11 protein-coding genes are annotated in these 12,087 nt (G+C 51.8%); 1 reads left to right on the top strand and 10 read right to left on the bottom strand.

The window, feature by feature from the left end:
• The 9 genes from lacNas_RS03965 to lacNas_RS03925 form a co-directional block, all read right to left on the bottom strand.
• Window positions 1-1,629: AAA family ATPase (locus lacNas_RS03965; protein ID WP_201346618.1), on the bottom strand; the 1,629-nt coding region annotated here is incomplete at its 3' end.
• A complete protein-coding gene (gene rnc, locus lacNas_RS03960; protein WP_201330916.1) occupies window positions 1,629-2,327 on the bottom strand; it encodes a ribonuclease III in 699 nt (232 codons plus the stop codon). The genes rnc and lacNas_RS03965, both read right to left, overlap by 1 nt.
• 125 nt (window positions 2,328-2,452) lie before the next feature.
• Complete coding sequence (locus tag lacNas_RS03955) at window positions 2,453-4,231, bottom strand: oligopeptide ABC transporter substrate-binding protein (RefSeq protein ID WP_201330915.1); 1,779 nt, start codon at window positions 4,229-4,231, stop codon at window positions 2,453-2,455.
• Window positions 4,232-4,314: 83 nt separating this feature from the next.
• The gene (locus lacNas_RS03950; protein ID WP_201330914.1) at window positions 4,315-4,518 is read right to left on the bottom strand and encodes a hypothetical protein; all 204 of its coding nucleotides are present in this window, start codon (window positions 4,516-4,518) and stop codon (window positions 4,315-4,317) included.
• Window positions 4,519-4,726: 208 nt separating this feature from the next.
• Window positions 4,727-4,969 (bottom strand): acyl carrier protein, encoded by a 243-nt coding sequence (acpP, locus tag lacNas_RS03945; protein WP_201330913.1) that lies wholly within the window; start codon window positions 4,967-4,969, stop codon window positions 4,727-4,729.
• Between the two features lie 49 nt (window positions 4,970-5,018).
• Entirely contained in the window at window positions 5,019-6,011 is a 993-nt protein-coding gene (gene plsX / locus lacNas_RS03940; RefSeq protein WP_201335937.1) for a phosphate acyltransferase PlsX, read from the bottom strand.
• 24 nt (window positions 6,012-6,035) lie between these two features.
• Window positions 6,036-8,078, bottom strand: coding sequence for an ATP-dependent DNA helicase RecG (recG, locus tag lacNas_RS03935; RefSeq protein ID WP_201332074.1), 2,043 nt, complete (start codon window positions 8,076-8,078; stop codon window positions 6,036-6,038).
• Entirely contained in the window at window positions 8,078-9,742 is a 1,665-nt protein-coding gene (gene fakA, locus lacNas_RS03930; RefSeq protein ID WP_201335938.1) for a DAK2 domain-containing protein, read from the bottom strand. Before fakA ends, recG begins: the two co-directional genes overlap by 1 nt.
• A 19-nt stretch (window positions 9,743-9,761) precedes the next feature.
• A complete protein-coding gene (locus tag lacNas_RS03925) occupies window positions 9,762-10,124 on the bottom strand; it encodes an Asp23/Gls24 family envelope stress response protein (RefSeq protein ID WP_201332072.1) in 363 nt (120 codons plus the stop codon).
• A 175-nt stretch (window positions 10,125-10,299) separates the two neighbouring features.
• Here lacNas_RS03925 and rpmB point away from each other — a divergent pair, with 175 nt between their 5' ends.
• Entirely contained in the window at window positions 10,300-10,485 is a 186-nt protein-coding gene (gene rpmB, locus lacNas_RS03920; RefSeq protein ID WP_008459817.1) for a 50S ribosomal protein L28, read from the top strand.
• Window positions 10,486-10,625: 140 nt separating this feature from the next.
• On the opposite strand, the gene lacNas_RS14170 is transcribed toward rpmB, so the two are convergent.
• Window positions 10,626-12,087, bottom strand: a 1,462-nt coding sequence (locus lacNas_RS14170; RefSeq protein ID WP_244661418.1) for an LPXTG cell wall anchor domain-containing protein, incomplete at its 5' end; no start/stop codon positions are given.

Genomic DNA, 12,087 nt, shown 5'->3' with positions numbered 1-12,087 from the left:
CACGCTACCGCCAAGGGCGGTCGTCATCGCCGCCTCCAGTTCAGCCGGGAAGGTCAGCAGTTCCCCAACGGCCCCGATGATCCCCGGGAACTGGCCGGGCTGGTTCAAGACCTGCTTGACCCCGGCGTAGTAGCCGTCATGCCGCTTTTGAATGTTTACCAGCGCGTCCCGGCGGGCCGTTAAGCGCTGCAAATTAGTCAAATCGGCCTGCAGTTTCTGCTGGGCCTGCTGCTGGTCAGCAGTCAACCGGCCAAGCTGGTCAGCAGCTGCCTGCTGGTCAGCCTGCAGCTGGTCATTTTCCTGGCGCAGTTTCTGCCCCTTTGACCGCAAAGTTTCCAGTTCCTCGCGGCTTTTAGCCAGCTGGCCCGCCGCGTCGTCAAGCCGGTGGTCCTTGCTCTCGCCGGCCCGCTTGATCTCGCCTTCCAGATAGACCAGCTGGTTGTTGGCGCTGGTCTGGTCCTGCAGGGTCTGAATGTACTGTCCCCGCAGATCCTCCAGCTTGAGCTTCAAGCTGGCTGGATCCTCTTTGAGCTGGTCAGCCAGTTTCTGGCGCTCTCCGGCCAGTTGGTCCAGCTGGCCAGAGTATTCGCTGTCCTGGTCAGCCAGCTTGGCGATTTCAGTTTCATTCTCGGCTAAAGCTGCCTGCAATTCAGCCAGCTGCCGTTCATATTCCTGCCGGGTTGCCTGGTCAAACTGCCGCGACTGCTGGGAAACCTGCAGTGAAGTGTTGATCTCTGAGAGGCGGTTGGTCAGCTTGAGCACCTCAGTCTGCACCTGGTCGCGCTTTTGGCTTTCCAGCTGGAATTCCTGTCTTTTGGCCGCCAGCTTGGCCTGGGACTGTTTGACTTCATCATCCAGCCGGCTCAGCAGCTGCTGGCTCTTGTTCAAATGCGCGGTTACTTCTTCTTCTTCCTGGCCAAGATCCGCGATTTCAAAGGCCAGCAGCGTCTTCAAATCGGCGTCTAAAGCAGCCTTTTGGAATTGGTATTCCTGGGCCAGGGAGCTCTGCTCGTGCAGGGGCTCAAGGCGGGTCTGAAGTTCGTTGACCAGGTCGTTGATCCGGATCAAGTTGTCATTGGTCGTGTCCAGCTGGCCTTGGGCCTGCTGCTTCTGCTGCTTGAAGTGCAAAACGCCAGCGGCTTCCTCAAAAATTCCCCGCCGCTCCTTGGCCTGGGAATTAAGGATCTGGTCCACCCGGCCTTGGGAAATGATCGCCAGGCTGTTTTGCGAGATTCCCGAGTCCAAAAACAGGCCGCGGACATCCCGCAGCCGGACAGACTGCTGGTTGATCAGGTATTCGTTGTCTCCGGACTTCAAAATCCGCCGGGTGACAGCCACCTGGTCAGCCGGGAAATTCAGCTCATGCTGGCGGTTGTCAAAGATCATCGTCACTTCGGCCCGGTTAAGCGGCTTGCGGAATTCGCTGCCGGCAAAAATAACGTCCTTCATGTTATGGCCCCGCAGGGACTTGGCGCTGCCTTCACCCATGACCCAGCGAATGGCTTCGGTGATGTTGCTTTTCCCCGAGCCGTTGGGTCCGACTATCCCGGTGATCCCCTGCGTAAAATCAATGACCGTTTTGTCGGCAAAAGATTTAAAGCCGTCCAAAATCAAACTTGTTAAGGGCACTATTTACCTCCCTGGCTGAGACGCTCCAAAGCATGGCGCGCCGCGTCCTGCTCAGCTTTTTTCTTGTTGCGGCCTTCTCCTTTGGCCAGCTTCTTTCCGTCAACCGTTACTTCGACTTCAAAGTGCGAGGGCTGCTGGCTCTCGCTCAAGACCTGGTATTCGATGGTCACGCTGCCGTTTTGCTGCAAAAGTTCCTGCAAATCGGTCTTGAAGTCTCTGGAAGGCGTGAAGTAGCCGGCAGCAATCAGCGGATAGACCGTCTGCTTAAGAAACTTTTCTACTTCGCCGATCCCCTGGTCCAGGAACAAGGCGCCGTTGAAAGCTTCAAAGACGTCTTCCAGCAGGGCCTTGCGTTCCCGGCCGCCAGCTTTTTCCTCGCCAACGCCCAGGTTGATTTCTTCTTTAAAGCCGCAGTCCAAGGCCACTTTGGAAAAGCCTTCAGTGCGGACGATGTTTGATCTCAGTCTTGTCAGTTCGCCTTCATTCAGCTGCTTGAAGTGCCGGTAAAGGTAGTCCGACACAGTGAACTCCAGCACTGCATCCCCCAAGAACTCCAATTTTTCGTAATTCCCCAAAGTTTTGCCTGGATTTTCATTAACGAAGGAAGAATGCGTAAAAGCTTCCTCCAGCAAGCGCGGGTCCTTGAAACGGATACCGTACTTTTCATCCAGCATTTTAATAAATTTAGTTGAGACCATGAACTATACATCCTTTCGTAACACTGAAAATTATATCAAAAAGCCTGCCTTGGGGGCTGATATTTTAACCATTTCTAATAAAAACTCTGTCTTGCCGGACAAACTGGCAAAACAGAGTTTCACGCTTATTTCTTATAGCCAACCTGGTACCACAAAGGATGGCTGTTGTTCATTTCTGCCGGTTCAAGCGAGAAGTTGACCAGCTTCTTGTTGATGGCGGTAATCTTGTATGAGCTCGTCAGCGGGATCACGAAGGCCTGTTCCTGCATGTATCTTTGCCACTGCTTGAAGGTCTTGATCCGGTAGCTGAGGTTGAAGGCCGCGTCTGAGTCCATCGCTTCCAGCAGCTTGGTATTGGTGCTGGTGGCAAAACGCTCCAGGTTATACGGGGTTCCGGCCCCATAGATGCCGTTTTGCGAAGGCTCATTGTTAAGCGTCCAGCCGGCGATAAACATGTCGATCTGGCTGTCGTCCTGGAAGAGCATGTCATAAAAAGTATTGAACTCCAGCAGGTGGCCGGTCGTCAATTTGACATTCAAGCCAATCTCACGCCATTTTTTGATGTAGTTGCTAATGATCTTGCTCTGGCTGGAGTCACCGGTCATTGCCGCCAGGTGAATTACCAGCTTGTGGCCCTGCGGATCCCGCCGGTATTTTTCACCAGAGCGGATTTTGTAGCCAGCCTTGTCCAAGAGCTTCTTCGCCTTGGAAGGATTGTAAGGATAGCCCTTGCTCTTGCTGTCATAATAGTCGCCAAACTGCGACGGGATCAAGCTCTTGATCCGGAAGGTCAAACCGGAAGTGTACTTGCGCTCGATCTGCGTGACGTTCATCGCGTAGCCGATTGCCTGGCGCAAGGACTTGTTGGCCATCTTGGCGTTTTTGTTCATTTTGACGCTGCTGGTCTTTTTGTCCCAAGTTCCCAGCTTGAAGCCCAAATAGTTGTAAGTCAAAGGAATATTAGCGACAAATTTGTAGTCTTTGGTGCTCTTAATCTGCTTCCATTGGGAGTTGACCACTTCGATGATGTCGTAGGTCTTCTCCTTGATCGCGGTAGCCACCGACTTGGGAGAAATGATGGAGATCGTGATTTTGCTCAAGCTCGGTGTGCCCCGCCAGTAATACTTGTTCCGCGTCCAGACGACTTTTTGCCCGGTCTCAATCGTCTGCACCTTGTATGGGCCAAAGTACAAGGGCCTTTTGCGAATTTCCACGCAGGTCCGCAGCTTCTTGAAAGGAATCGCCTTTAGGTAGTGGTAAGGCAGGGCCGATTCCCAAAAGTAGCCGTTCCCCGTCTTCAGCATCCCCGGGTGCATCTGCTTGAAGCGGATCACAACCTTGCGGCCGTTTTCCCCGTCCGGCATTTCAATCCCGCTGATCGTCTTGGCTTTCCCGTCATGGTATTCCTTTAAACCGACGACGTCCTGCAAAGAAGAAGTGTAATGCGAGCTGCTGGTCGCCTTGTTGGCGATCACCTCATAGGCATACTCAACGTCTTTGGCCACGACCTGCTGGCCATCAGACCACTTGACCCCTTTTTTGATTTTGATGGTGATCTGCTTGGCCTGCCGGTCAAGGCTGAAAGTCGCCGCCCCGCTGTCAGTAATGTTGTAGCTGTTGTCGGTATCGAATAAAGATTCCGAGCCGAACTGAGACAGCGTGGCGTCTGTCGTCGAATCAGCCAGTTCATCCGCGAAAATCCCCGTAAACGGCGTGTCAGTTTCAAGTGCTACCCGGATGCTGCCCCCTTTTTTGGTTTTGGCGAAGCTGGTAGCCACAGGGAACTGCATGGCATCTTCAGCCCCGCTGTTGCTGTCCTGCTTGCTTTTGCCCGTTTTTTGCGAACAGGCCGCCAAACTCAGGGCTGCCAGCAGGCAAATTGTCAGTTTTGTTAATTTCTTCATCGCTCAAGAGTCCTTTTGCTAAATTGCTACACGTTTGATAAGCCTATTTTACCAGATTTGGTGAATTTAATAATTCCGCCCTGTCAAGTTCCGCTCTTTACTTGGTCGGCCAAAGCAGCCCTTCTGGCATTGATATAGGTCTGCAGCAAATCCAGATCTTCTTCGGTGGCCAGATTTAAAATGAAGCCTTTGGCCGTCGACCGCTTGACGATATAGTTCTTTCTGGCCTTGTTCTTGTCATCCCATTTTTTATTGGCCTTTTTGCGGGCCTCGCTCAGTTTCGGCATTTTCTCTCCTCACCGCCGCTGGAAAAAGCGCGGCGTCGATCTTTTTCCATCTTTTCAAACTTTTAGCCTGTTATTTATTATGATGCACGTTTTAACGTACTAAATCAATATCTTTCTGAAAAACCTTTTCAAAAGTCAGCCAAAAAAGCATTCACTGCCTTTCAGTCAGTGAATGCTTTTTGCAATATTGTGATTTTTGCTGGCCGGCTTAGCCCTGGTGGCTCTTGATGTAAGCTACAGCGTCAGCAACAGTAGTGATCTTGGCTGCGTCTTCATCAGGAATTTCAGCACCGAATTCGTCTTCAAGCTGCATGATGAATTCAACCAGATCGATGGAGTCAGCATCCAGGTCCTTGGTAAAGTCGGTGTCCATGGTGATCTTGTCCTTGTCCAGCTGGAAGTTGTCAGCGATCAAAGTGGCAATCTTGTCAAAAATTTCTGCTTCAGTCATTGTTATTTCTCCTATAATCTTGCCCCGTCGGGCAGTTCTTTCCAATAGTTTATTTGGCAAACTCAGATTTAAAAGTACCGACCAGGTCTTCAGCCAAGATCTTGTCGATCTGCTTGACCGCGTAGTAGACGGCCCGGGCATCAGAGCGGCCGTGCTGCTTGACTACTGGCGAGTTCAAGCCGAGCAGGACCGCCCCGCCGTACTTGGCCGTGTCAAAGCGGCTGGCCACTGACTTCAAGGCATCCTTGGCCAGCAAGGCGCCCAGTTTGGCCTTGACGCCATTGTTCATCAAGCCGTCTTTGAGCATGTGGATGATCACGCTGGCCGTGCCTTCAATGCTCTTCAAAACCGCATTGCCGGTGAAGCCGTCAGTCACCACGACGTCGGCCTTGCCTTGCAGCAATTCATGGCCTTCAATGTTGCCAGTAAAGTTCAGTGAGCTCTCCTTGAGCATCTGGTAGACTTCCTTGTGCAGGTCGTCGCCCTTGTCATACTCGGCTCCGTTGTTTAACAAGGCAACCCGCGGCTTAGCAACGCCGCGCACCTTTTCTGCATAGTAAGCTGCCATTTCAGCCCACTGCAGCAGGTATTCCGGCTTGCTTGATGCATTGGCGCCGACGTCAATGATATTGAAGCCGTCGTCTGAAGATTCAACCGGCATCGTCGGCATCAGGCCTGGCCGGGCGACCCCTTTGATCCGGCCAATGATGAAGATCCCGCAGGTCAAAAGCGCCCCGGTATTGCCTAAGGACAGCAAAGCATCGGCCTTGCCTTCCTTGACCCAGTTGGCCGCCACGACCATTGAGGAATCCTTCTTGGTCCGCATGGCCTTGACCGGCTCATCCTCATCCAAAATAACTTCCGTGGTCGGAACGATTTCGATTTGTTCGTCGGCTTCCGGCAAAAGCTGCCGCAGCTTGGATTCGTCCCCAAAGAAGATGAATTTGTCTTCCTTCAGTTCCGCCTTGGCTTTTAAGACGGCTTCTACAATAGCTTCAGGCGCCTTTTCCCCGCCCATAGCATCAATCGCGATTTTTCTCATCGGTATTCTCTTTTTCTATCTGGACTAAGCTCTCGCTTGTACAAGTTTACTATATTCTATCATAGCTTGCAGGTCTGCCAACTTTTCTGCTTTTAAGTCCGGATCAGCCTGAACGATCCGTTTGGCCTCATCTCTGGCAACAACCATAACCTGGTAGTCGCTGACGATGCTGCCTGTGCGGAATTCGGGCAAGCCAGACTGGGCCTTGCCGAACAAGTCGCCTTCTCCCCGCATCTTGAGGTCTTCTTCAGCTAGTTTGAAGCCGTCAGTAGTTTCGGCTACGATCTTCATCCGTTTCTTACCGGCTTCTGTCTTGGGATCGGCCAGAAAGACGCAGTAACTCTGCGTCTGTCCCCGGCCGATCCGTCCGCGCAACTGGTGCAATTGGCTGAGGCCAAAGCGGTCAGCGTCAAAAATCACCATCAAGTTGGCATTGGGCACGTCAACGCCGACCTCAATCACGCTCGTGGTCACCAGGATGTCGATCTCCCCGGCAGCAAAACGGTCCATGATTTCCTCTTTGTCGCTTGAGGCCATCTTGCCGTGAAGCAGAACGACAGTCTGCCCTGGGAAGTCGCCGGCCAGCCGTTCCTGCAAAGCTTCCGCGTTTTCCAAGTCAACCGTTTCCGATTCACTGATCAGCGGCGTCACCGCGTAAATCTGGAAGCCCTCTGCCAGCTGCTGGCGCATCAAAGCGTAAACTTCGTCCAGCTGGCTCGTCGTCTTCCAAAAAGACTGGATCGGCTTGCGGCCGGCAGGCAGGTGCCGGATTTCCGACAAGGCAGTATCCCCATATACGGTCAGAGCCAGCGAGCGCGGAATTGGCGTGGCCGTCATGGCCAAAACGTCCGGCCGGTCGCCTTTGTTGATCAGGGCCTGTCTTTGTGCTACCCCGAACCGGTGCTGTTCGTCAATGATCACCAGGCCCAGCTTCTTGAAGACTACCTGCTCTTGAATCAAGGCATGAGTGCCAATGACCACATTGATGCTGCCATCAGCCAGCTCCCGGTAGATTTCCCGCCGTTCCAAGGTCTTGGTCGACCCGGTCAAAAGAGCTACCCGGACGCCGAAATCTTCCAGCATGGCCGTAATCTTGTGAAAATGCTGGCTGGCCAGGATTTCAGTTGGCACCATTAAAGCCGCCTGATAGCCAGCAGTCACCGCCCCGTAGATGGCAAAAACTGCCACCACTGTTTTGCCGGACCCGACATCCCCTTGCAGCAGGCGCTGCATCTGCCGGTCGACAAACATGTCGGCAAAAATTTCGTTGATCACTTTTTTCTGATCTGGGGACAATTCAAACGGCAGGGACTTGGTCAGCTTGCCGATTTCTTCAAGATCATACTTTTTCGGATAGCCGCTGTGGCTCTTGTTCTTGCTGGACATCAGCGCCAGCTGCATCTGAAAGAGGAAAAATTCTCTGAAGACCGCACTGCGCCTGGCTTCTTTGGCCTGTGCCAGGTCTTTGGGATGGTGCATGGCCAAGACCAGGTCATGGTCGCTTAAAAGCTTGTAGCGCTCGCGCAGATCATCCGGCACTGCGTTGCCTAGGCCAGAAAGCCCTTCCGCGATTGCCAGATCGATCAGGGTCTGCAGTTTCTTCTGCTTGACCTGCCGGTTGACGGAATATACCGGCTCCATGCCGTCGTCGTCATCCTTCTTGCTGGCCAGAAGCTTGTAGGCCGACAGGCTTTGCTTTCTTAGGTCATATTTGCCGTAGACGGCAATTTCCTGACCCACGCTCAGCTGCTTGGTCAGCCACGGCTGGTTAAAAAAATTGACCATGATGACATCATGATCAATTCTCAGTTTGAAGCTAACCCGACTCTTGTGATAGCCGAAATAATTCTGGTAAGGCGTGGTCGCGACAATCCCCTTCAGCATGACTTTCTGGCCGTCTTCCAGCTGGTCCAGCGGCAGATTTTCCAGTTCGTCATAGCGGTAAGGAAAGTAGAAAAGCAGGTCATAGACGCTGTAGATTCCCAAAGACTGCAGCCCTTCGGCCGTCTTGGCCCCGACGCCCTTCAAGGCCGTCACCGGTCTGAAAATTGCTTCGTTTAAAGTCATTATTCTACAGAAATCAAGAAATTGTAAACCGGCTGACCGCCATCGTGAATTTCGAATTCGCAGTCGTCATCTTCGTGAGCGGCTTCCAGACGGTCAACGATTGCCTGGGCTTCATCTTCAGTTGCATCGCTGCCGTACATAACAGTGATGATTTCAGAATCTTCGTCCAGCATCTTTTCCGTCATGGCAACAGCAGCGGCAATTGAGTCAGGGTCATCAACCATGATCGTGCCGTCAACGATACCAATGAAGTCGTTCTTGTGGATTTCAATTCCGTTGATTTCAGTGTCCCGCGTTGCCCGGGTCACTTCACCAGACTTGACTGAACCGAGTTCGTCGCTCATGGCCTCAACGTTTTCGTCAACGCTGGCTTCCGGGTTGAAGGCCAGCATCGCCGTCAAACCTTGCTGAATGGTCTTGGACGGCACGATGCCGACTGGAATTTCAGCAACTTCGGCTGCCTGCTTGGCAGACATGATGATGTTGCCGTTGTTAGGCAAAATGATCGCCTGCTTAGCGCCGGACTTGGTGATAGCGTCAATAATGTCTTGAGTTGAAGGGTTCATGGTTTGCCCACCGGAGATGATCCGGTTGACCCCTTCGCTTTCAAAGAGCTTGCGGACACCATTGCCGGAAGCAACCGCGATCACTGCAAAATCAACGCTTTCTTGCTGTTCTTGTTCATTGTCAACGATCGTTTCGTGCTGGATCCGCATGTTATCAATCTTGATCTTGCCCAGCTGGCCGAATTGTGACCCGTAAAGGAAGACCTTGCCTGGGTATTCGGTGTGTACGTGCACCTTGGCAATTTCACCGTCAGAAACTGCCAGCAGAGAATCACCCAATTCTGACAAGTAGCTTCTGAATTCTTCCAAGTCGAAAGGCTTCTTGTTAGGCACGTCAGCCTTCAGATCAACCATAATTTCAGTACAGTAGCCGTTGGCAATGTCTGAAGTTGCCAGCTGGCCTTGAACCGCCTGATGGTGGGTAGCGTTGATCAAGGAATTCATGTCGTCTGCGTCTGGAACGTACTTGTCATCGAAGTTTTCACCCAGTAAGCCTTCAAGGAAGCCTTCATAGATGAAGACCAGCCCTTGACCGCCAGAGTCAACCACGCCGACTTGCTTAAGAACCGGAAGCAGGTCAGGAGTGCTCTTCAAAGCTTCCTTGGCCCCTTCAACGACAGCCTTCATTACTTCTTCAACATCGCTGGTTTCATTTGCCTTGTTAGCACCTGCTTGAGCACCGACGCGGGCCACAGTCAAGATGGTCCCTTCGACCGGCTTCATCACAGCCTTGTAGGCAGTAGCTACACCATTGCTAAAGGCATTTGCCAATTCCTGGGCGTTCAAAGTGGTCTTGCCTTGGGTTGCCTTGTAGAAGCCGCGGAAAAGCTGGGAAGTGATAACCCCGCTGTTGCCGCGCGCCCCCATCAGCATCCCTCTGGCCAGGCTCTCAGTCAAGTCGCCGACGCTGCTGCTTGCGTTTTCAGAAACGGCCTTGGCGCCGCTTTCCATCGTGAGATTCATATTCGTGCCAGTGTCGCCGTCAGGAACTGGGAAAACATTTAGATCATTGACGAATTGCACGTTCTTGCTCATACGGTGAGAAGCAATCCGCACCATGTCTCTAAATTCTTTACTGCTAATTTCACTTAAAACCAATATTGAATCCTCCACTTACCTAGTCGTCGAGAACCTTCACACCCTGAACGATGACGTTGACCGCCTTGGTGTCGATCCCCAGCTGGCTTCTTAAGTTATATTTGACACTGTCTTGTACATTACGACTTACTTCAGAAATTTTCAAGCCGTAACCAACAATAATATAGACATCAACAGTTACCTGGTTTTCGTCAGACTTAACCACGACGCCGCGCTTGTAGTTTGCCCGGCTCAAAATACTGTCGACCCCGTCTCTGATGGCATTCTTGGATGCCATACCGACAACGCCATAATTAGACGTAGCTGCACCACCAACAACAGTTGCAATTACACCGTTTGAAATATCAATCAAACCATACTTTGTCTTGATTTTAACAGCCATGTTTATCCTCCGTCTTATTTCCAATATACACCCTTATTTTATCATAACGAGATAAAAAGCTAACCCTAAGGACTTTATTTTCTGGAAAATACTTTTCAAAATAATAATTGAAAAAGCCGAAAGTTTATGGTAAAGTCTAATAGTATGACAAAACATGTAAAGGGGGTTTAGCAGCATGGCAAAAGATTTCGTAACCGGTAAGAAGACCACTTTTGGTAACACGCGTTCACACTCATTGAACTCATCACGTCGTTCTTGGAAGCCAAACCTTCAAAAAGTTCGCATTCTTGTAAACGGCAAGCCTAAGCGCGTTTGGGTTTCAACCAAGACTTTGAAGTCTGGTAAAGTTACCCGTGTCTAGTGACGAAACAAGCCTAGCAGATCATTGATCTGCCAGGTTTTATTTTTGGCAAAAAGCTCAACAAAAATAGGCAGCTCTAAGAGCTGCCTATTTTTTTCGCCAAAATGACCGCCAGGTCAAACATGGCTTTCTTTTCGTTTCTACTTTTCGTTCTTCTTACGCAGGCCAAAGGCGAAAAGACCTACACTGGCAAGTAATGCCATAATCCCTACAAAGAAGGCGGACTTATTCTCGCTCTCACCGGTTTGCGGCAAAGCTGCTTGAGTCTTTGCCGTCTTAATTGACGAGCTTGCTGGAGCAGTCTTTTGTGAAGAAATCGGGGAAGCCTGAACTTGACCAGCCGATTTAGCATCACTCTTGCCAGCTGGAATTACGATGGTTTCAGTTTCACCGGAGTCAGCCGGACTTTCACTAGGTTCATCAGCCGTTGGCGTTTCGCTCGGGGTGGTTTCGCTTGGTGTCGTTGGCGTTTCACTTGGAGTCGTTTCGCTTGGTGTCACCGGCGTTTCACTTGGAGTGGTTTCGCTTGGTGTCACCGGCGTTTCACTCGGAGTGGTTTCGCTTGGTGTCACCGGCGTTTCGCTCGGAGTGGTTTCGCTTGGTGTCACCGGCGTTTCGCTTGGAGTAGTTTCGCTTGGTGTCGTTGGCGTTTCACTCGGAGTCGTTTCGCTTGGTGCCGTTGGCGTTTCACTCGGGGTGGTTTCGCTTGGTGTCGTTGGCGTTTCACTCGGAGTCGTTTCGCTTGGCGTCGTTGGCGTTTCACTCGGGGTGGTTTCGCTTGGTGTCGTTGGCGTTTCACTCGGGGTGGTTTCGCTTGGTGTCGTTGGCGTTTCACTCGGGGTGGTTTCGCTTGGCGTCGTTGGCGTTTCACTCGGAGTCGTTTCGCTTGGTGTCGCTGGCGTTTCACTCGGCTTATTGGCTTCTTCCAAAGCTTCCAAGATTGCCAGGTGCTTCTTAGCCTCAGCAAGAGCAGTATCGGCAGCTTCCTTTGCCTTAGCAGCAGCTGCTGAATCTGCCTGCTTGCTTGCCAGGTCAGCTTGAGCCTGAGCCAAAGTTTGCTTAGCTGCTTCAAAAGCCTCATTAGCTGCTTCTAACTGAGCTTGAACGGCCTTCAAGTCCGCAACTTTCTTGCGGGCAGCAACCAGCTTGTTTTGAGCAGCTTGAGCGGATGCAAGTGCATTTTGAGCGGCTTGAGCAGCTTGGTCTGCGGCTGACTTGAGTTCCTCCAACTTTTCCTTTTCGCTGGCAGCAGCCTTCTCGGCTTCAGCTAAAATTGCAGCCTTTTCTTCAGCCAACTTGCTTACGCTAGCCAGATTGCTTTGCGCGGCTTCAGCTTCCTTAGCTGCATCAGCGGCTGCCTGCTGCGCGCTACTGTCAGCAGCTTCATCAGCTGCCAATGTCTTCTCTGCTTCTGCAGTTGCTTGCTGGGCAGAAAGGAGACTCGCCTTGGCTTTTGCAAGAAGGCTTTGGGCTTGACTCAAAGCAGCATCAGCGGCATCTAAGGCTGCCTGCTTTGCTTCAGCGTCAGCAGCAAGTGGAGCCAGCTTTTCTTTTTCGGCAGCCAATGCTGCTTGAGCGGCAGCTAGTTCCGCCTGCTTTGTT

Source organism: Lactobacillus nasalidis, assembly GCF_016587775.1.
In the GTDB taxonomy this organism is placed as follows: domain Bacteria; phylum Bacillota; class Bacilli; order Lactobacillales; family Lactobacillaceae; genus Lactobacillus; species Lactobacillus nasalidis.
This window is presented reverse-complemented; position numbering and strand designations above follow the sequence as displayed.